21 protein-coding genes are annotated in these 20,743 nt (G+C 36.0%); 6 read left to right on the top strand and 15 right to left on the bottom strand.

The annotated features are described in order from the left end of the window. Window positions 1-22: 22 nt before the first annotated feature. The 3 genes from AC2A1G_RS18595 to AC2A1G_RS18585 all read right to left on the bottom strand — a co-directional run bounded on the left by AC2A1G_RS18595 (window position 23) and on the right by AC2A1G_RS18585 (window position 4,598). Window positions 23-3,061: an AAA family ATPase gene (locus AC2A1G_RS18595; protein ID WP_484048379.1), complete on the bottom strand. Its 3,039-nt coding sequence runs from the start codon at window positions 3,059-3,061 to the stop codon at window positions 23-25. A gap of 161 nt (window positions 3,062-3,222) precedes the next feature. Then, window positions 3,223-4,431 carry a metallophosphoesterase family protein gene (locus AC2A1G_RS18590; RefSeq protein ID WP_484048378.1) on the bottom strand — a complete coding sequence of 403 codons (1,209 nt, stop codon included), beginning with the start codon at window positions 4,429-4,431 and terminating at the stop codon, window positions 3,223-3,225. Continuing rightward, window positions 4,428-4,598 carry a hypothetical protein gene (locus AC2A1G_RS18585; protein WP_262151157.1) on the bottom strand — a complete coding sequence of 57 codons (171 nt, stop codon included), beginning with the start codon at window positions 4,596-4,598 and terminating at the stop codon, window positions 4,428-4,430. Before AC2A1G_RS18585 ends, AC2A1G_RS18590 begins: the two co-directional genes overlap by 4 nt. Window positions 4,599-5,181: 583 nt before the next feature. Here AC2A1G_RS18585 and AC2A1G_RS18580 point away from each other — a divergent pair. After that, complete coding sequence (locus AC2A1G_RS18580; protein WP_484048377.1) at window positions 5,182-5,433, top strand: VF530 family protein; 252 nt, start codon at window positions 5,182-5,184, stop codon at window positions 5,431-5,433. 105 nt (window positions 5,434-5,538) lie between these two features. Further along, entirely contained in the window at window positions 5,539-6,039 is a 501-nt protein-coding gene (locus tag AC2A1G_RS18575; protein WP_484048376.1) for an FKBP-type peptidyl-prolyl cis-trans isomerase, read from the top strand. 278 nt (window positions 6,040-6,317) lie between these two features. Here the strand turns inward: AC2A1G_RS18575 and AC2A1G_RS18570 are convergent, their stop codons facing one another. Both AC2A1G_RS18570 and AC2A1G_RS18565 read right to left on the bottom strand, forming a co-directional pair. Beyond that, window positions 6,318-6,695 carry a YchJ family protein gene (locus AC2A1G_RS18570; protein WP_484048375.1) on the bottom strand — a complete coding sequence of 126 codons (378 nt, stop codon included), beginning with the start codon at window positions 6,693-6,695 and terminating at the stop codon, window positions 6,318-6,320. Window positions 6,696-7,052: 357 nt separating this feature from the next. Continuing rightward, the gene (locus AC2A1G_RS18565) at window positions 7,053-9,197 is read right to left on the bottom strand and encodes a M3 family metallopeptidase (protein WP_484048374.1); all 2,145 of its coding nucleotides are present in this window, start codon (window positions 9,195-9,197) and stop codon (window positions 7,053-7,055) included. A 370-nt stretch (window positions 9,198-9,567) separates the two neighbouring features. Here AC2A1G_RS18565 and AC2A1G_RS18560 point away from each other — a divergent pair, with 370 nt between their 5' ends. Beyond that, window positions 9,568-10,377, top strand: a complete 810-nt coding sequence (locus tag AC2A1G_RS18560; protein WP_484048373.1) for a head GIN domain-containing protein — start codon at window positions 9,568-9,570, stop codon at window positions 10,375-10,377. Here AC2A1G_RS18560 and AC2A1G_RS18555 read toward each other — a convergent pair whose 3' ends face one another. The 6 genes from AC2A1G_RS18555 to AC2A1G_RS18530 all read right to left on the bottom strand — a co-directional run bounded on the left by AC2A1G_RS18555 (window position 10,378) and on the right by AC2A1G_RS18530 (window position 15,418). Then, window positions 10,378-12,255, bottom strand: a complete 1,878-nt coding sequence (locus AC2A1G_RS18555) for a monovalent cation:proton antiporter-2 (CPA2) family protein (protein WP_484048372.1) — start codon at window positions 12,253-12,255, stop codon at window positions 10,378-10,380. A 1-nt stretch (window position 12,256) separates the two neighbouring features. Then, complete coding sequence (locus AC2A1G_RS18550; protein WP_262151169.1) at window positions 12,257-12,778, bottom strand: NAD(P)H-dependent oxidoreductase; 522 nt, start codon at window positions 12,776-12,778, stop codon at window positions 12,257-12,259. Window positions 12,779-12,877: 99 nt separating this feature from the next. Beyond that, complete coding sequence (locus tag AC2A1G_RS18545) at window positions 12,878-13,255, bottom strand: NTF2 fold immunity protein (RefSeq protein ID WP_484048371.1); 378 nt, start codon at window positions 13,253-13,255, stop codon at window positions 12,878-12,880. Window positions 13,256-13,580: 325 nt separating this feature from the next. Then, on the bottom strand, window positions 13,581-14,387 hold the full coding sequence (locus AC2A1G_RS18540; protein ID WP_484048370.1) for a TPM domain-containing protein: 807 nt from the start codon (window positions 14,385-14,387) through the stop codon (window positions 13,581-13,583). Further along, window positions 14,368-14,796, bottom strand: coding sequence for a TPM domain-containing protein (locus tag AC2A1G_RS18535; protein ID WP_484048369.1), 429 nt, complete (start codon window positions 14,794-14,796; stop codon window positions 14,368-14,370). The genes AC2A1G_RS18540 and AC2A1G_RS18535 overlap by 20 nt, the downstream gene beginning before the upstream one ends. A 13-nt stretch (window positions 14,797-14,809) precedes the next feature. Beyond that, window positions 14,810-15,418, bottom strand: coding sequence for a LemA family protein (locus AC2A1G_RS18530; RefSeq protein ID WP_262151177.1), 609 nt, complete (start codon window positions 15,416-15,418; stop codon window positions 14,810-14,812). Between the two features lie 76 nt (window positions 15,419-15,494). On the opposite strand from AC2A1G_RS18530, the gene AC2A1G_RS18525 reads away from it, so the two are divergent. Beyond that, window positions 15,495-15,980, top strand: a complete 486-nt coding sequence (locus AC2A1G_RS18525; protein WP_484048368.1) for a dihydrofolate reductase — start codon at window positions 15,495-15,497, stop codon at window positions 15,978-15,980. Window positions 15,981-16,099: 119 nt separating this feature from the next. Beyond that, window positions 16,100-16,663: a DUF2892 domain-containing protein gene (locus tag AC2A1G_RS18520; protein ID WP_484048367.1), complete on the top strand. Its 564-nt coding sequence runs from the start codon at window positions 16,100-16,102 to the stop codon at window positions 16,661-16,663. 56 nt (window positions 16,664-16,719) lie between these two features. Here AC2A1G_RS18520 and AC2A1G_RS18515 read toward each other — a convergent pair whose 3' ends face one another. The 4 genes from AC2A1G_RS18515 to AC2A1G_RS18500 all read right to left on the bottom strand — a co-directional run bounded on the left by AC2A1G_RS18515 (window position 16,720) and on the right by AC2A1G_RS18500 (window position 19,560). Further along, window positions 16,720-17,256 (bottom strand): hypothetical protein, encoded by a 537-nt coding sequence (locus tag AC2A1G_RS18515; RefSeq protein WP_484048366.1) that lies wholly within the window; start codon window positions 17,254-17,256, stop codon window positions 16,720-16,722. A 5-nt stretch (window positions 17,257-17,261) separates the two neighbouring features. Then, the gene (locus AC2A1G_RS18510) at window positions 17,262-17,894 is read right to left on the bottom strand and encodes a trimeric intracellular cation channel family protein (RefSeq protein WP_056034856.1); all 633 of its coding nucleotides are present in this window, start codon (window positions 17,892-17,894) and stop codon (window positions 17,262-17,264) included. A gap of 79 nt (window positions 17,895-17,973) precedes the next feature. Then, entirely contained in the window at window positions 17,974-18,438 is a 465-nt protein-coding gene (coaD, locus tag AC2A1G_RS18505; protein ID WP_262151186.1) for a pantetheine-phosphate adenylyltransferase, read from the bottom strand. Window positions 18,439-18,576: 138 nt separating this feature from the next. After that, window positions 18,577-19,560, bottom strand: a complete 984-nt coding sequence (locus tag AC2A1G_RS18500; protein WP_484048365.1) for a D-alanine--D-alanine ligase — start codon at window positions 19,558-19,560, stop codon at window positions 18,577-18,579. A 156-nt stretch (window positions 19,561-19,716) separates the two neighbouring features. Here AC2A1G_RS18500 and AC2A1G_RS18495 point away from each other — a divergent pair, with 156 nt between their 5' ends. Beyond that, entirely contained in the window at window positions 19,717-20,736 is a 1,020-nt protein-coding gene (locus AC2A1G_RS18495) for a PASTA domain-containing protein (RefSeq protein ID WP_484048364.1), read from the top strand. The last annotated feature ends 7 nt before the right edge of the window (window positions 20,737-20,743 follow it).

Here is a 20,743-nt window from a genome sequence, read left to right as displayed (position 1 = left end):
TAACCGTAAAAAGTCATTTTATTTATACAACCTCAATCAAACTGCCTCTTTCCTCATCTTTCACGATGTTTAGAGAAATCGGAATTTTTTCCTTAAGTTCTTCCACGTGCGAAATAATTCCCACAATTCTGTTCTCTTTCTGAAGATTCATCAGTGTTTCAAAGACAATATTTACAGATTCCACATCCTGCGTTCCGAAACCTTCATCAATAAAAAAGAAATTTTTCTCCGACTGTGCATTCGTCTGTACACTTTCTGCCAAAGCCAAAGCCAGACTTAAAGAAACCTGAAAAGACTGTCCGCCGGAAAGCGTTTTCACACTTCGGCTGCGGCCTTCGTTGAGGTAATCGATGATTTCAAAATCGTTATTTTCATTCAGTTGTAAGCTCAGTTGATTTCTCGTCATACGATGGAAACGTACGTTGGCGTGATCACACAACTGTCGAAGATAGATTGATGAAACATACTGTACAAAACCGGCTCCTTTAAAGAGATTGGTCATGATTTTCAGATTTTCTGCACGCTTTTCGAGTTGTAAATATTGCTTTAAAAGATCTTCTTTTTTCTTAAATTCTTTTTCCAAACGCTCGATCTCTGCAGAAATTTTCACCACAGAATCATTGGCAGTTTTTAAATCATTTTCAAGAATTTTAAACTGATTTTCTGTTTCTGCAAACTGCGCTTCATCAAATGAAAAATCTTTCAGTTTGGCTTCCAGATTACGAATGTCACTTTTTATAATTTCAAACTGAATTCTGAATTGCTGAATTCTGTTTCTCGCTTCCTGAACGTTGATTTCCTGCAAAAGAATATTTTGAACAGCATTCTCGTCAATGAAATCATTCTCAACTAAGGATTTCGTTAAAATATTTTCGTTCTCAGAGATTTCTTTTTTCAAGTCAGAAATTCTTTTTTCTAATTGAATGACAATTGTTTTTTGTTCAGCCAATTTTGGCGAAATTTCTTTTTCAGCTACAATTAACTGCTGATAATTTTGTTCAGTTTCAATATTTGATTTTGAAAGTTTTGTGTAAATGTCTTCTACTTCAACGGCTGTTTTTTCTTTAAAATCAAGCCATTGCAAAAGTTTCAGATTGCTTTCATTTGTTTTTAACTGCCCGTTGAATCCTGCTTCATCACTATTAATTTTATCTAAAGCATTCCTGAACTTTTCAAGATTTTCTCTTTCCTTTTCAAGATTTTTTTGCTCTAAACCAATTTGCTGATTCAGTTCTTCGATTTGTTTTTCAATCGAGAAAGATTGCTGACGTTTTTCCTCAAAATCATTTAGGTTTTCAGCATTAAATTCTGTCCAGATAAAGTTTTTTAAATGCTCATCAGTTTGCGTTTGAATCTGCTTGAAATTTTCTTCTTCAGATTTTAGCTGCGCCTCAAAAATGGTTTTTCTGTCAAGTATTTTTTCAATTTCTAAAGATTTTTTTTGAATCTTTTCTTTTTGAATATCAAGTTGCTCGATTTGTTTCTGAATTTCATTTAATTCTGTATTTACATCATCAAACTCCACAATATTCGGATGCTCCAAGGCACCACAAAGCGGACACGATTCTCCGTCATGCAATTCACTCGCAAAATGCGTCAATTTCTGCTGGACTTCCAGGTGATTTCGCTTTTCAGAAAGTATTTTCTTCTGATTTTCTAAGGTTTCAGTCTGAGTTTTAAAATCATTTTTAAAAGTTTCAGGATTAATTTCAAAAGTTTTTAATTCATCCGAAATTTTTCCGATTTCAAGTTTTTTTATGTTTATTTTTTCAGTCTGATTGTGTAAGCTTTCTGAAAGTTTTTTCTTTTCTGAAAACCAATTTCCGACATTTAAAAGTAAATGGGAATCTAATTTTTTCGGTTTTAAAAGTTCTGAATTGTTAGATAGTTCCTCAATTTTACTTTGAATTAATTTCTGACTCGATTCAACTTCTTTCACTTTTTCCGAACCTTTTTTCGAACGCTCCTTTAAAGTTTCAATTTCACTTGAAAACCTGAGCATTTGAATAATAAGATTCAGATCATTTTCCTGAATTTTAGATTGATTTAAAGCTTCATATTTCGGCTGAATTGCCAAAAGTTTATTCTTAATATTTTCAGATTGTACTTCGGTTTCCTGCAGGTTTTTGAATTGTGTTTCTCTATTTTTCTGTTGTTCTGAAATTTCTTTCTGAAGCTTATTTTTTTCAGCAAGAATCGGTGTGAAAATCCTGAAAACTTTATCGAAAAGTTCAGTTTTAATTTCTAATTCATCAATTTCTATTTTTTGAAAATTTAGTTTTTCAAAATCAGACTTTCTCTGTTTGAGTGACTCAAAATCTGTTTTTAAACTGTTGAGCCGCTGGTATTTTTCATCAATATTTTTAAACTTAATCTTTACTTCTTCAAACTTTTGCTGCTCCAGTTTTAAATATTCTTTCTGAACCGAAATCTGCTCATCATTCACTTCCTCAAAACCTTTCAACTGACCTTCTAACTGATCGAGCTCTGATTTATTTTTAGCATTTAAAGCCGAAATATTTCCCTGCAAATCAAAACGGTGAAGTCCGAAAATTTCCTTCATCATATTCGTTCGTTCTGTCGCTCCCAATTCCAGAAATTCCTTGAACTGTCCTTGCGGAATGATAATCGTCCGCTTAAAATTGGCATAACTTAAACCAATAATTGTTTCCGCACTCGAATGTTCCAAAGGAATCCATGCTTCATTTTTCCATTCGTAGAAAGTAACTTCCGGAGTTTTTACATCCTCAAAATTCTTTGAATTCCGTTTAAATTCTCTCTTTGCACGGAATTTTTTGTTTTCGTAATTAATAAAATCAAACTCAATTAAAGATTTATTTGATTTCAGATTCATCATATTGTAAGCACGTTTGTCTCTCGAATTTAAACGTTCAGTTTCGCCGTACAAAGCAAAAGAGATAGCTTCGAGAATAGAAGATTTCCCCGAGCCAACCGCTCCGAAAATTCCGAAGAGCCCCGCCTCCGTCAGATTTTCAAAGTAGATTATCTGACGTTCCTGATAAGAATAAAGACCTTCTAAAGTCAATTGAATTGGAATCATAATGATGGTATTAAAATTTGAACCATTAAGTGATTGAAGAGTTTAAGTTGGGGTTAAGGTTTTGCAGGCAAAATTAAGCGGTGCATCTTAAGAAATTTATTTTCCTTAATACATCTAAACAACTTATAAATCTTAATGGTTTAAAAATATTTTGTAAAAAATTATTTTTCGGAAACGATTTCATTAAACAGATGAATCAAATCTTCATTGGCTTCCTGTCCGCCGTTTTTAGATTTAAAATAATCCTTAAACAACGCCTGAATATCCTGATTAAGATTGATTTCGCTCAGCTGATTTTCATTAAAATCCTGATTTCGGACTTTTGGAATCAGATGGACGATGCCGCCATGTGACTGGTAAATCAGTTTTCTTTCTTCGGCTTTTAAAAAAGTTTCGCTTTCTAAAGTTAATTCTACCAGAGTATTCGGGTTTTCCTGAAGCCATTCCACCGTATTTTCAACCGAATCAAACGTTTTTCTGACAAGCTTTTTGCCATTTTGTAAAGCAATTTTCTCAAATGAAACATTTTTATTGGGTTCAGAATTGATGATGGAAACAAATTTCGTCTGTCCAGCCTCGCTAAAACTGTAACACAATGGTGAAGACGAATAAACAACAGGTTTTTCTTCTGTACCGATATTCTGAAAACGATGCAGATGCCCTAAAGCCGTATATTGAATTTGTGGCGGAATAATATCTGAAAAAACGAGGTCTGCATTTCCAATTTTAATAGGTTTTTCGCCTTCCGGTTCGTCTAAAAGTGGTGCACCTTTTTTGTTCATGTACAAATGCGTCATCAAAAGATTGACTCCATTTTCATCACAGAATTCATCGGCAATTTGTTTCCAGTTTTCTCTTAAAACATTGTTGAGTTCAATTTCTTTATTTTCTCCGAAATATTCTTTCAGACGAACTTCATTCGCATAAGGTGTATGCAAAATTCTGACAGGAATAGGATGATTTTTAAATTCCAGTTCCAAAAAACCGGCGGCAGATTTTGAAATTTTAAAATGCTCCAGCTCAAAAGGGTGAACCGTTGCTTTTGGATGACCAATTAAAATAATCCCGCATTCTCTCGCTAACGGATCTGGCGCATCGATCAGATTGGGCGAATCATGATTTCCGGAAATGGCGATGACGGGCCGTTTTCCATTTAAAGATAAACGTTTTAAGGTTTTGTAAAAAAGCTCGACAGCCTCAGTTGACGGATTGAAAGTATCAAATAAATCTCCGGCGATTAAAACTAAATCAACATTTTGTTCATCGGCAATCTGGACGATTTCATTCATGACTAAAACCTGTTCTTCCAGACGTGAAAAACGGTCGAGACGTTTACCCAAATGCCAATCGGCGGTGTGAAGAATTTTCATAATATTTGAGATTCGTTTTCCTGTTCGGCAGCCAATTTTGCTTTAGTATTTTCGCGCATTTCCTTCAAGCGGTTTTTTCTTTTCGCTTCAGCCTCCTGAATCTTGCGCTTCTTGTTGGCAATTTTCTTATTATGAATTTTTTTATTGGCATCTGTATTTCTACTCATCTCAATTTTAATTTAGATAAATTTTTTGGAAATTGATTTAGCTAAATTAATCTATTCTTCAGAGAAAACTTTATTTCAGATTGAATTTAGATGTTTGATTTTATTTATTGATTGGGTTTCTTCGTTCAAATTTACATCAAACATTACCAATCCATTTACGCTTTTGCTCAATTCGAAAACATAATTATTAAAAAAAACTCAACTTAGAATTAAAATAAACCTCCGTAGGTTTAAAACAATCCTGTTTGCGACTTCCGGAGTTTGCATTTTATTTAAAACAACCCTGTTTGTAACCAAATGCAGTTGCAGTTGGTTTGTTTCAATGTTGTTTGTAACCAAATGCAGAATACTTTTGTTTAAAACAAGTTTGTTTGTAATAAAATGCAGTTGCAGTTGGTTTGCTTCAAGTCGTTTATAACCAAATACAATTTTGCCCTATCAAGCCTAACGGGTTTCTAAAACCCGTTAGGTTTAAAACTGTGCATTTCTTACAAGTGAATTTGTAGCATGAAACCTTATAGGTTTTGAAAACCTATAAGGTTTAGATAAGGTTTAAAATTGAAATATTTAACTTTACAAAATTATGGAACAACAATCAAAAGATCCTTTACACGGAAAACGCCTCGATACCATTCTTGAAGAACTGGTAGAATATTATCAGGGTTTTGAGGAATTGGGGAAACAGATCAATATCAAATGCTTTACAGATAACCCGAGTATCAACTCATCACTGAAGTTTTTGAGAAAAACAGACTGGGCAAGAGCGAAAGTTGAAAGTCTGTATCTCTATGTTTTGAGACAGAAAAAAAGAGAAGAATCGAAAAATAAGAAGTAGTATGTTGAGGATGATTCTTTACAGATATTTAATGATTCAATTCTTTCAAAAACAGTATATTTGTGCCGTTTAATCGTGAAAAAAAATTCACGCAAAAAAAGAAATATGACAATTGACAACAATCATGTGGTAGCTGTAAAGTATGTTCTTCACACTATCGAAGAGGATGGGAGCAAAATCCTTGTAGAAGAAACAACTGCAGAAAATCCGCTTACATTTTTATATGGTGTGGGAATGATGATTCCTAAATTTGAGCAAAATATCCACGGTTTGACGGCTGGTGATACTGCTGCTTTCGTGATTCAGCCTGAGGAAGCTTACGGCGAAAAGCAGGAAGACGCAATCGCACAGTTGCCAATCGATATGTTTGCAGAAGCTGGAATTCCACCAGTGGGAGCGATCTTGCCTTTGTCTGATAACGAAGGAAATAGTTTCCAGGCTTTCGTAGTGGAAGTGACACCTGAAGCTGTAATTGCTGATCTTAACCACCCAATGGCTGGGAAAGTTTTGGATTTTCAGGTTGAGATTTTAAATACGCGTCCTGCAACCGAAGAGGAATTATCTCACGGTCATGCTCATGGTATCGACGGAAACGAGGCTCACTAAGAGTTTTCTACATAAAATTGAAATGTCCGGCAGAAATGGCGGACATTTTTTTTTGACACATAAGTCACATTAGTTTTAGTTTTAAAACTTTGAAAATATTTTAGAACACATGAGATTTGAAAATCAAAGATTTTCATTGTATGCACAATATAAGAATGTAGGATAATACTTACACTCACTTTAAAAATCTTTGATTTTTTCTCTAATGTGTTCTAAAAATGTTTTCAAACCAAGAAAAATCTCTGTGACTTATGTGTTAGAAGTTTGTGGTTAAATAATCAGTCCAAAAATTCTCCTGAAACGTAGTACCAGCGGTTTTGAATCATTTTAAATGTCGATAACTCGTGATGGATATTTTTTTCGCCATCTTCATCGGTGTAATATGCTTTGAATTCTACCTTATTCATCGATGGTTTACTGACGATTTCCAGCTTTGTCCATTCATTCATTTCTCCCCATTCCTGCAAATCTTTGGTGTTGTGGAACTGTCTTTTGCTGGGCGAGGTGGTTTCCATTAAATATTTCCCATTCGGAATCGCAAAAGCCGAAAATCTTGAACGCATCAAAGCTTCAGCGGTCGGAGAAAATTTTTCTCCGTTGTGAAAAGGTTTACAACATTCTTCATAGATTTTTCCGGAACAACATGGACAGTTCATTTTCTTTGATTTTCTTTTTAAAACACAAATGTACACGAATATTTTTTCACTAATTACACAAAGCATTGTTCAATAGGGACGGGCTTTAGCCCGTCTGTAATTTAAATTGATCCGATTGGCTTTAGCCGAAACTTATCCCTTCTTTCTAAATTAAACGAAGAATATTAAGCACGCAACTATGTAAATCTGTGAGAATCAAATAGCGCACAGATGTCACAGATGTACACAGATTTTATGCTCAAAAAATCAGCTCAATCAGCAAAATCTGCGAGAGCTAAATTTGGGACTATTCGTATGAAATTCGAGCCATTCGTGTCAATAAAAAAAAGCATCCAAATCAATGAATGCTTTCAAATTTTATTTAATAAAACCTCTGTTTCTCAACAACGGCTTAATATCCGGATCGTGTCCTGTAAAGTTTCTGAATGCCTGATTCAAATCAACAGAATTTCCGACAGATAGAATGAATTTTCTGAAACGGTCGCCGTTTTCTCGGGTCAGTCCACCATTTTTTTCAATCCATTCCCATGCGTCGCTGTCTAAAGTTTCAGACCATAAATAAGCATAATATCCTGCTGAATATCCACCGCCCCAAATATGTGCAAAATAAGGTGTGTGATATCTTGGCGGAACCGTGGATAAATTAAATCCGTGATTATTTAAAGATTGTTTTTCAAAGTCCAAAACCGGAAGCAACTGACTTTCGTTGGTTACAGAATGCCAATCCATATCCAGAGCAGCGGCAGAAACCAGTTCGGTCGTCATGTAACCTTGATTAAAAGTGGCTGCTTTTTTAATTTTATCAACTAAAGCCTGCGGAATCGGCTGCTTTGTTTCGTAATGAAGTGCATAATTTTTTAAAACGACAGGATCTAATGCCCAATGTTCATTAATCTGCGAAGGAAATTCTACAAAATCTCTCGGTACATTGGTTCCTGAAAGTGAAGGATATTTCTGACTCGCAAACATCCCGTGTATAGAGTGTCCGAACTCATGGAAAATCGTTGTCACATCATCATAACTGATTAGCGAAGGCTTTCCTGCTGCTGGTTTCTGATAATTATAGCAATTTACAATCACAGGTTTTGTCCCTAACAAATAAGACTGCTCAACAAAATTGCTCATCCAAGCTCCGCCATTTTTAGAATCTCTGGTGTAGAAATCTAAATAATAAATGGCCAAAGATTTTCCGTCGTGGTCGAAAACTTCATACGTTACTACATCTGGATGATACACCGGAAGATCGGTTCTCTTTTTAAATGTCAGTCCATAGAACTTTTCAGCGGCAAAGAAAACGCCTCTCTCAAGAACGGTTGTGATTTCAAAATAAGGTTTGATTTGGTTTTCATCTAAATCAAATTTCGCTTTTCTCACCTGCTCAGCGTAGAAATTCCAATCCCAAGGTTCCAGTTTGAAACCACCTTTCTGCTGGTCAATCAAATCCTGAATATCTTTTGCTTCACGTCTTGCGGTTTCCACAGCGGGAGTTACCAATTGATTCATCAATTTTACCGCAGCATCAGGATTTTTCGCCATCTGATCCTGCAGTTTCCATTCTGAAAAGCTTTTTTTGCCTAAGATCTGGGCTTTTTTCAGTCTTAATTTTGCCAGTTTTTCAATGGTTTCTCTCGTGTCGCTGTTCCCGCCTTTTTCGGCTCTCATCCATGAAGCTTTGAACACTTTTTCACGGGTAGCACGGTTGGTAAGGTTTTGTAAAACGGGCTGTTGCGTTGTGTTTTGAAGGGCTAAAAGATATTTTCCTTCTTTCCCTGCAGTTTTTGCATCGGCAGCAGCCGCAGCAATTTCGTCAGGAGAAAGTCCGTCCAGTTCTTTCACATTGTCAATGATGATTCCGCCTTCTTTTCTTGCTTCCAATAATTTATTTGAATACTGAGTGGAAAGAGAAGCCATTTCCTGATTGACCTGTTTCAATTTCTCTTTATCAGCCGCAGAAAGATTGGCTCCGGCGATTTCAAAATTCTGTTTGTAAAACTGAAGAAGTCTTTTTCTTTCAGAATCTAAACCGCTGTCTGAAATAGATTTAATTCTTTTATAAAGATTTTCATTCAGATACATTTTATCGGAATGCGCTGCAAAAACAGGAGCAAATTCTTCGTCCAAAGCCTGAAGCGTGGGGTTGGTATTGGCACTCGTCAGATTTGAAAATGTAATCATTGCTCTTTTCAGAACTTCGCCGCTTTTTTCCAAGGCTACAAGGGTGTTTTCAAAAGTTGCCGCTTCAGAATTATTGGCAATTTTCAGGATTTCAGCGTCGTGCTGTTTCAGACCAAATTCAAAAGCGGGTTTGAAATGCTCATCTTTAATTTTATCAAATTCCGGAGCTTCGTACTGAAGTTTGCTTTTCTTCATAAAAGGATTTGACGAAAGCGAAGCATCGGGCACAGGAACTTCCTGTTTTACATCGGTTGTTTTCATTGTGGTGGTACAAGAATGGTTAAATGCCAAAGCAGAAACTAACAATACGGATGAAATATTTTTCATGTAAACTTATTGTTTTAAAGATTATAAAGTCTCTTTTTTGATTTTAAAATTGGTTTTTATTGTCAATTGTAAGAGATTTCATAATTTAGTTGTTATTAAAATATAAAGATATTAAAAACTAAACTTTTAAACATCAAAAAATCAAACCGCCATGATTTTAAGATTTAGAGCCTGTTTCAAAATGATTAAAAATAGATTTTCAAGTCATTTTCTTTTCCCCAACCCTAAAGGGTGGAAAAATGCCTTGAAAATTTCATCAGAATTAACTCCCTTTAGGGTCGGGGGAAATTAATTTTGATGAAATTTAAACAGGCTCTTAAATTCAGACGGAATTAAAAGACATCATTATTAATCAAATAAAAATTTATATATGAAATACACATCAATTTTACTTTTATCAGGATTGGTTACGCTCGCTTCCTGCAAAGAAAGCGAGAGCAGAAACGGAAAGTCAAAATGGCTTCCGGACGTTACCAACAAAGATCACGGGCCATTAAAACAGAAGGAATTCAGTGGAGATTTTGACGAAATCGAAGTTTCGCAAGCCATCGAAGCTGAAATAATTAAATCTGATGTTGAAAGAGTGGTGATTTCTGCTCCGGCAAATATTATTGATGAGGTTTTGGTGGATAACAGCGGCGGCGAATTGCATATTCATTACAAAAACGGTTTCCGCGTAATGAATACAAATAATGTGAAGGCTAAAATTTATGCGAAAGATTTCAAAAAACTGGAAGCCAATTCTGCGGGAATTATCGTGGTAAGAGATCAGTTTACGCAGGATAAAACCGATGTAGAAGTTTCCAGTTCAGGTCATATTTCGGGCAAACTCGAAGCCAATGAAATGGATATTGATGCAGGCAGCAGCGGAACTTTTAAAGGACAAATCTGGGCTGTAAATCTTAATGTAGAAGCTTCTTCAGCTGGAGAAGTGAATATTTCAGGAAAAACTAAAGGTGCCGATTTAAATGCCTCTTCAGGCAGTACGATTTCAGCAAAAGAAGTGGTTGCAGAAAACGTAAAAGCAGAATCTTCAAGCGGTTCAAACGTTGAAATTGGTGTTTCTTCTAAATTTGAAGCTCATGCATCCTCAGGCGGATCAATCAATGGATTCAAAAAAGGAAATGTGACAACCGTTTCAAAAGAAGAAAGCAGTGGCGGAAGCGTAAGTTTGCAGTAACTATTTATCGCCTTCCTCTTCACCTTCTGTAGATGAAGTTTCCCAGTCTTTATTTTCAAGATTTAAATTATCATAAGCCAGTAAATCCTCCTCACGCTGGAGGATTTCTTTTGTGGTGAAAAGGCGGATATCTTCATCATCTTTTGATTTTGCCAGCTTGCGGATGGAGGCTTTATCAATCGCCATAAATCTTTGTCCTAAACGTCTGGCAGCATATTTTCTCATCCCTGTTTCCTGCAGAACATCTACAGCCATATCAACGGCAGTTCCCAAAGTTTCACGGTAAATATTGTCAATTCCATTGTCGAGATAAGCATAGGCATCAATTCTGTTTTTTGCACGGACAAATATCTTCACGTCGGGATATTGCTCACGAACCAGTTCAGCAACAAACCGGTTGTCATCCGGATCATCAAGACAGAGAACTAAAATTTCAGCATCTCCAATTCCGGCAGCTCGTAGAACGGGAATTCTTGTGGCATCTCCGTAATAGACTTTAAAGCCGTAACTTCTCAACAATTTCACACGGTCAGAATCTCTGTCGAGAACGGTTGCAGTGATTTTATTGGCTTTCAGAAGCCTTCCGACGGTACTTCCAAAATGACCGAAACCAACGATGATGATTTTTTTCTGCGAAATATCGCTTTCGAGAATATTAAAATCCGATTTTGTTTCGGGAACTTCTCTGATGAATTTCGGAGTGATTATTTTATCATTGATAATTAAAAGAATCGGCGTAATGCACATTGTAATCGCAGTAACTGCCATCATCTGAGCATTCATTTCTGCACTGAAAAGTGATAAGTCTGATGCGTAATTGATTAATACGAAGGCAAATTCACCCACCTGAGAAAGCGCAAAAGCGTAAAACAGACTTTGCGGAGAATCTATTTTGAAGAATTTTCCGATGGCAAAAAGAACAGCGAACTTTACGGCCAAAACCACAAATACAGTACTGAAGATAAATGTTGGATCTGCAGCAATAACATTGAAATTCATTGTTGAACCCACGCTGACGAAAAAGACGGCGAGCAAGAGTCCTTTGAACGGATCTATGTGTGCTTCCAGTTCATGACGGAATTCACTGTTTGCTAACATTACACCCGCTAAAAACGCTCCTAAAGCCGGAGATAATCCTATGGCAACCATCAGTTCTGAAACGCCAATCACCAGAAAGAGGGAAGTGGCTGTGAGTAATTCGGTCATTCCCGCTTTGGAAACGTATCTTAAGAATGGGACAAAAACATATCTTCCCAGTAAAATCAAGGCGACAACGCCAAAAATCACAGTTCCGGCCTGAAGCCAGTCTGGAAGTTTCTGAATTAAGACCTGAACTTCATTTTCACTGTTTTTAGCTTTGGTATGAGCCAAAACCGGTAAGATTGCCAAAATCGGAATTACTGCAATATCCTGAAACAAAAGTGTGGAAAAAGATGCTTCTCCTGCCAGAGTTTTCAGGTTGTTTTTTTCCTGTAAAGTCTGGAGAACGATTGCTGTTGAAGATAAAGCAAAACACATGGCGACGGCGATGGCTTTGTTGGTACTCCAACCTGCAACCATGAAAATGCTGAATAAAATTAAAATTGTCAGAGCCATCTGGGTGAGCCCGAGCCCGACGATTTTCTTCCGCATCTCCCAGAATTTTCTCGGTTCAAGTTCCAGTCCTACCAAAAACAAAAGCATGATTACTCCAAATTCACTGGCATGCATAATATCATTGACGTCGTTTCCTGTAAGTTTCAGGAGATACGGTCCGATGATAATTCCACCCAGAATATAGCCGATTACTGAGCTCAGACCCAATTTTCTTGCCAGCGGAACCATAATAATGGCAACGCCCAAAAAAATCAAGGTGTTCATTGCTATACTGGATTCCATATTATTGATTTAGGATTTCGACAAATTTCTTTTTATGTAAAATGATTTCTTTTTTAGACAGTTTATTCGCTTCGTAAACAATCGTTATGTCTTTAATATTGGCGCCAAAAACGTTGAGAGAAACAATCAGCGTACTGATGATTTCATCGATGGTGTATTTATAAGTGCCTTCTTTTGTGAAAGATCTTTCTTTGCCACCCGTTGTCACCACGATGTAAACTTCTTTGTCTTTCAGGGGATTATTTTCACCTTCCTTGACCCAGTTTCTGTCGAAAACTTCGTCAATCCACAACTTAAGTAGAGGCGGAATTCCAAACCAGATAATCGGAAACTGAAAAATAAAACGGTCGTACTGCTGCAGTCTTTTTCTTTCTCTGAAAGCGGCAATGTGAAAATCGGGATATTCTTCGTACAAATCACGAAGTGTAAAATGCTGATGACGAACGTAGAAATTAATCAGTTCCACGTTTGAGGTAGAATGCTCGAGGTAGGGATGGGCAAAAACCACCAGTGTTTTCTTCATAAACCCGTTTTCAGTAAATATAATGAAAAATGAGTGAAAAAATGAAAAAATTCAGAAGCTTTAAGGAAATTTTAATCCTGGGAAATTAAATGCTAAGATCTATTTTCCATGTGTTAGTTTAATTACTTTTCCATCTTTGGAATTGATGACAATTAAAAAAGTTCCGCCCATTTTATCATTGGGGAGTGTTCCATTAATTATGTAATAATTATCAATATAATTGACATCGTAAGGTCTCTGCTTTATAATATTTTCTTTTCTGTAAATTTTAAATAGAATAATTTCAGCAACTTCAACGGCAGTTTCAGAATCTGAAATTACTTTATCGGGAAGAATTTTGTTTTCTGTCAGAGCACTTTCTAATTCTGATTTTGCATAATTAGTATTAGTATTTTCACTAAAAATGTGCATCGTCTCAGATTCTGTACAAGAAATAACAGAAAATAAAGTCAACACTACGTTTAAAACTACTTTCATTTTATGCATTTAAATAAACCATTTCCAAAAGCTAAGAAAAATTGAACTTATACCAAGTACTGAAATAAAAACTGCAGAATATTTAAATGAATTAAATTCTTTATTTTTAAAAGAGAGAATTAGAAATAATAATGAAATCAGCGAGATGATTAAAAAATAATATTTGTACGAATATTTTATTTCTTTAAGACCAAACAGAGCTTGTGTTTTTGCATCTGCAGATAAATAATCATTTACAATATCAAAATTAACTTTAAAACAAAGAACTAAAGTTATCAGGTTGAAAAAAATCGATATAATTGAAAATTTCATTTTTTCAAATGTATTACCATCCTCCCGAAGCACCACCGCCTCCAAAACTTCCGCCACCTCCAAAGCCACCAAAACCTCCGCCGCCACTTGATGAACCGCCGCCACCGAGGCCACCGCCACCAAAACTGCCAGGAAAAGGGAACGGGAAAAATCCTCCAGGATAATTTCTTCTGCCGCGTCGCGTGATGATCACATCGTCGTCATCGTCGTTTCCGCCACCACGGTTTTTAAAAATAATGATGAGGATAATGATAATGACAAAGGCAACCAAAAGTAGCTGACCAAGATCAAAATCGTTCTCTTTCTTTCGTTCAATAGGTTTGAATTTTCCCTGAACGGCTTCCATAATCGCAGATGTTCCACGATTAATGCCTTCATACCAGTTTCCTTCACGGAAATGTGGAGTCACGATGTAATCGATGATCTGTTTTGAGGTAGAAGCTGTAAGGTACTGTTCAACTGCTCTCCCTTGTTGAATGGCCAGTTTCCGGTCTTCAGTCGCAATCAGAAAAACAACACCGTTATCGATTCCTTTTTGTCCGATTCCCCATTTTTCACCGATCATCGTAGCAACAAAATTGATGTCTTCACCTTTTGTGGAAGGGATAATTACAACTTCAATTTCTGTAGATGTAGAATCTGAAAATGCAATCAGCTTTTTGTTTAATTCATCGGTTTCCTGTTTCGATAACAGTTTGGCTTCGTCATAAACAGGATAAAGCAATTTCGGTTTTTCGGGAATGCTGTATTGTGCCGATACGAAAGCGTAAAAGCATAGAAAAAGGAATGAAAATACGGTTTTATGAAAATGTAATTTCATTGGAAAGTTCGTTGGTGTTTTCTCCCGTCACCGGAAAATGTTTTTTGAGTTCAAAACCTGTTTTTAAAATAGCATCCCGCAGCGATTCGAAAAATTTTCTCTGAGCAAAACCGTCAGTGATTTCATCATGCAAAGCATCCCAGTAAGACTGATGTACTCTTTCGTGTATCCCTCTGTCGCCAATGATAGTCAGATATTTTTGTTCAAAATTGACATGAAAAAGAACCGCATTCAATTCTGCGGTCTTGTTCATGCAAAGTTCTTTGAAAACATCATAAGCTCTGTCGGCATTTTTGTTTTCTGTATTGGAGTCGATGTGCACCCTGATCTCGCCCGTAGAATGATCTTCCGCGGACTGTATCGCATCTACAAGCAATGCGATCTGTTGATCTGTAAGGAAATTGCTCACGTTTATTTTTTAATTATTCAGAAAATACATCCGGTGCTTTTTCTGCTCCTGCAGCTGCTTTGAAAGAAGGTTTTTCTTTAAAGTTGGTAAAGTTGGCAATGATATTTGAAGGAAATTGCTTGATTGAAGTGTTGTAATCTCTCACTGCCTCGTTGTAATACACGGTTTCTGATCTGATGCTGTTTTCAATCGCAATATATTCGCTCTGGAAATTAATGTACTGCTGATCTGCCTTTAAGTTAGGATAAGATTCCACAACCGCCATCAATCGGCTTAAAGCACCGGATAATTCTCCCTGTGCAGCCTGAAATTTAGCCAGATCCTGCTCGGTCATATTGGTTGGATCAATGTTGATAGACGTCGCTTTAGATCTTGCTTCGATTACTTTCGTTAAAGTTTCCTGCTCAAATTTAGAATAAGCTTTTACAGTTCTTTCAAGATTTGGGATCAGGTTGGCTCTTTTTTGATACACCGTTTCCACGTTCGACCATTTGTTGTCTACGATTGCTTCTTTGGCAACGAAGTTATTGTAGCCGTTTTTCCCCCAAAAGAAGGCGATTGCAACGATTACAAGAAGAGCAATTCCGATAGTTCCTGCGCTAAGGCAGCCTTTGTTTTTCATAGTCTGTATGTTTTTTTTAATTTTTGCGTTTTCCAAATATACAAATTATGTGCTATTTTTGTAAAAAATATTAAGAATGACAACAATTGTGGTGGCGATGGGCGAGAAGAACGAAATCGGGGCAGACAACAAACTCCTGTGGCATCTTCCGAAAGATTTAAAACACTTCAAAGATCTTACTTCTGGACATCCGATTATTATGGGCAGAAAAACCTACGAAAGTATTGGTAAACCGCTTCCGAACCGCACCAATATTGTTGTTTCAAGAAAAAAGAACTGGTTTCAGGAAGGGATTTTGATTGTAGGAAGCATTAAAGAAGCTCTAAAATTCGCAAAAAAAATAGACGAAAATGTATTCATCATCGGAGGTGGAAATATTTATGAACAAACAATGGAACTTGCTGATAAACTTGAAGTAACCTTAGTAAAAGCTCAATTGGAAGCAGATACATTTTTCCCAAAAATCGATACCAAAATCTGGAAACTTTCAGAAGAAATTCATCACGAAAAAGATGAGAAAAATGAATATGATTTCAGCTTTCGAACCTATGAAAGAGTTTAATGTTTTGAGTTTAACGTTTGAGGGTTTATACATAAGAATGTTGATGTGTCGAAACTTTAAACTTTAAACATTGAACCTTAAACCTTAAATTATTACCTTTGCATTTCTAAAATTTAAACATGAACAAATACATAAAATTTGTTATCTCTGCACTGATCATCGCAGCTGCAGTTTATCTGATGATGAACAGAAACATCGGCTGGGGAATCGTTTTGGTGATTCTTGCGGCAGTACCGGTTTTCCTTTACTTTAAAAACGAATATATACTTTTGGCTTTCTGGCAGTTGAGAAAACAAAACATGGAGAAAGCAGGAGTTTGGCTTACAAAAATTACCAACTACACTTCTCAGTTAGATAAAAACCAATACGGATATTTTCATTATTTACAGGGGCTGACATTAGCTCAGGACAATCCGATGAAAATTGAGCCTTACATGAAAAAAGCTTTGGATTATGGTTTGAATATGAAACACGACCGTGCAATGGCAACCTTGAATCTGGCTGCAGCAGCACTTTCAAAAGGAAGAAAGCAGGAAGGACAGAAACTTTTGGAAGAAGCTAAAAGATTAGACACGGCAGGAATGATGACCGAGCACATTAAAACAATGAAGGCTCAGCTGAAAATGCCAACGATGCAAAAACACGTTCACAATCCTCACATGAGACAGAGAGGGAAGTTTTAAGAAACTAAATTTAAATAAAATAGAAATGCACCTGAGAAATCAAGTGCATTTTTTTATTAAATATTGATGATTTTTATATTTTGAAAATCTGCTGGATATTTTGTTGATAGTAAATTTGAGGTTAATCTGATGAAGCTGATTAAAATAGGATTTGAGTTTTCGTCGGGTGAGTGTATTTTGAAAGAATCTAATTCAGTTTTTAAGATTACAGAATATCCGTCTAAAATAGCTCTAGTTCTCTCTTTTTCCTGCTCGTCAGAACTTTCAGTTTGATATGTAGCAATAGATTGAAACAGTGAATTGTAGTTTGGATTGTCATTTTTTTTAAATTCCAATGAAAATGTTTTATATCTAAAATGTTTTTCACTGAGTTGATTTAATTTTTCAACAAGTTTGCCTAATTGACTGCTCTCATTATTTTGAATTTTTTGATACATTATTTCAAATATCTCGTGTTGTTCATTGGCAAAAGAATCACTGTCAATTACTTCGTCCAGAACTTTTATTTTGATATTAAATGAATCATTTAGTTCTTTAATTAAAAAGCTGGTAGATTCTGAAAAAGAGGTTATATTAATTTCAATCTGATTCATTTAATTTACATTTCAGAATTACTTTCATACCCATAAAATTTCGGGATCTGCCAATGGTATTTTACGGCTAAAGTTCTAACGGCAACGATCATTAAAATCGTAAAAATCTGGATAAAAGTATAAGAAAGTGTTGTAAAATGAGTCAGCAGCAAAAAAGTAGAACCTCCAACGATACAGGCGCTTGCATAGATTTCTTTTCTGAAAATTAGTGGAATTCTGTTCAGTAAAATATCGCGGATAATTCCCCCAAAACAGCCGGTGATCGTTCCTAAACCGATACAAATTAAAGGATGAATGTCTAAATTTAAACCTTTCTGAACACCGATAATGGTAAATAATCCCAACCCAAAACTGTCAAATATAAAAAGAGTAACCTTGAAGTTTTTCTCGATTGATTTAAAAACCATAGAGAAAATACTCGTCGCCAGAATCAGTCCACACATCAAAAGATCGTGCATCCAGAAAACGGGAGTGTCAAGCAATAAATCTCTCACCGTTCCGCCACCAACAGATGTTACAAAGGCAATAATAAGAACTCCAAACGGATCCAGCCTTTTCTGCATCGCAGCAAAACTCCCCGACATCGAAAAAGAGATCGTTCCGAGAATTTCTATAATGAAATTTAGCTGCTCGTGCATGTTTTATGATTGATGTTTGATAAATGATGATTGATAAAATATTTGTCTTGAACATCACTGATCAATCATCACTAATCATTTATTTTTCTACTCTGACTGCTTCCGGAACCAACAATTCATACTCCCCGCCGTGGTTGATGATTTCTCTCACGATACTGCTGCTGATAAAGGATTTTCCTGATGAGGTTAAAAGGAAAACCGTTTCCAGTTTTTTGTGAGCAAGTGTTCTGTTGGTATGGGCAATTGCTTTTTCAAATTCAAAATCAGCAGGATTTCTGAGTCCTCTGAGAATGAACTGAGCGTTTTTTTCGAAACAGTAATCGACGGTTAAGCCTTCAAAATGATCAACTTCCACGTTGGGAAATTCCGCAACGGAGTTTTGGATGAATTCCATTCTTTTTTCAAGCGGAAACATATATTTTTTTGAAGAATTTTGTCCGATCGCAATAATCACCTTGTCGAAAAGTGCCGCTGCTCTTTCAATAATATCATAATGTCCTAAAGTAATCGGGTCAAAAGAGCCCGGAAAAACAGCAATTTTCATGCGTAAACAGTTTTGGGTTTCAGGTTTGAGTTTAAGGCTTTATTATGTTAAACTTTACCTACTAAACTATATTTTATTTTTAGTAAAAATAAATGTTGAAAGCAAAGTACAAATTTCCGTCTTCCAACATCCATCTTCCTACTTTTTCAAAGCCTTCTCCACTTCATTTCCGCACAGATCTTTAATGGAAATTCCATAGATTTTTGCCTGTTGTGGAAGAATACTCGCCGGAGAAAAACCTGGATTGGTATTCATTTCCAGCATATATGGTGTCCCATTCATCAGAATAAATTCACTTCTTGAAAAACCGCTCATTCCTAATGAATTGTAGGCTCTTTTTGAAATTTCTTCAACTCTGATTCTTGTCTCATCATCAATTCTTGCGGGTGTAATTTCTTCGGAAGCACCTTCATATTTGGCTTCATAATCGAAAAACTCGTTTTGAGGAACGATTTCTGTAATGCCTAAAACAATGGTTTCTCCTTTGTAATCAATTACTCCGACAGAAACTTCCATTCCATCAAGGAAACTTTCAATTAAAATTTCATCATCCTCTTTAAATGCAATTTCAGTAGCAGCTAAAAGTTCAGACTTTTCTTTTACTTTGGAAATTCCAAGGGAAGATCCGGATTGATTGGGTTTTACAAATACCGGAAGTTTTAAATCTTCAACAATTTCATCTACATTAATATCTTCTCCTTTTCTTAAATAAACACTTTTCGCAGAAGGAATACCGTATTTTGAAAGTACCGCCAAAGTATCTTTTTTATTGAAAGTTAAAGCACTCTGATAAAAATCACAACCTGTATATTTTTGTCCGATAGCATCCCAGTAAGCCTGCAGAATTCCGTTTTCGCCAGGCGTTCCGTGGATTATATTGAAGCAAACGTCGAATTTCAGAGTTTTTTCATCAGATAACTTTACTGAAAAATCTCCTTTGTTAATTTCGTATTTATTTTCGTTTTCATCCAAAAAATACCATTCGTCTTTCAGAATTACGATTTTATATACGTCGTAAATATCTCTGTCTAAAGAATCGAAAATCAGTTGTCCGCTTTTCAGAGAAACCTTATATTCATCGGAATAGCCGCCCATTACTACGGCTACATTTGTTTTGTTCATAGCTAAATGTATCTTTCAAGTAAGGCAAATTTAATGATTTTAGATATTGCCGGAGCTGATTTTTGTAAAATTTAAACGACAGCCAAAAATTCTTAAATAAATTCTATTCTAAAATTATTAATTATATTTGCCCTTACAAATAAAGAGTTTATCAATATGCTCAAATCGCTATTCAACTGGAGAGTTCTCCTGAATTTAATTCTTGCAGCCGGAGTTTTTGTAGGTTTAATTTACCTTACATTCCGCTGGCTGGAGATTCATACCCATCATGGTGATGAGATACAGGTTCCCAATGTAGTCAACAAATCTGTACACGATGCCGTGAAAATTCTGGATGATTCCGGATTGGAATATGAAGTAGACAGCTTTAAATATGACCCTAAATACAGACCTTTTCAGGTGTTGCAGATTTATCCTGCACCGGGATCGCGTGTGAAAAACGGAAGATCAGTTACTTTAAAAGTTAATCCAAGAAACTGGGCTCCGGTTTCTGTTCCTGATGTTATCAATAAATATTCTGGACTAGGATTCCAGCGTTTAGATCAGGTAGGTTTAAAGGTTGGTGATACTATTTACGAACCGAGTATTCAGAAAGATGCTATTCTAAGAATTCTATTCAAAGGTAACAGCATTAAACCTGGAACTAAAATTCCAAGATTCTCAATTATTGATGTGGTAATCGGCAGTGGACCGATGAGAAATATTGGTATTCCGAATGTGGTTGGTCTTACGGTAAAAGAGGCGAAAGCATTGATTGCAAGAAATCTTTTTGAAGTAGGAATTGTAGATTATGAAGATGGTGGAAGTGATGAAAATGATATCGTTTATTATCAGGATCCTGCATCCGGTGATGTGCGGGATCAGGGAATGCAGATTGACCTTTGGGCAAGTAAAAAAACACCTGCCGAGCTGATGAATAAAATCAACGAGCTGAACTCCATGTACAGAATGAAGATTGATACCACGCTGCCTCCTGTAAGATATGAAGAAGTTCCGAATTTTCAGGATGTACCACCAATAGAGACAACTCCGGTAGTTCCGCCAAAGAGGGAGATTCCGAAAAATGATCCGCCGAAACAAAATGGAACACCGGCAAAGTCATCCGGAGATAAGCCTAAATCAACTGCTACAACCAAGCCTGCAGATAAGCCAAAAGCAAAACAGGTAATTCTTTAAATTAAAA

Source organism: Chryseobacterium sp. HNCC26DJ240, assembly GCF_057180485.1.
Note: the sequence above shows the minus strand (reverse complement) of the source record. Positions and strands in the feature narration are given on the sequence as shown.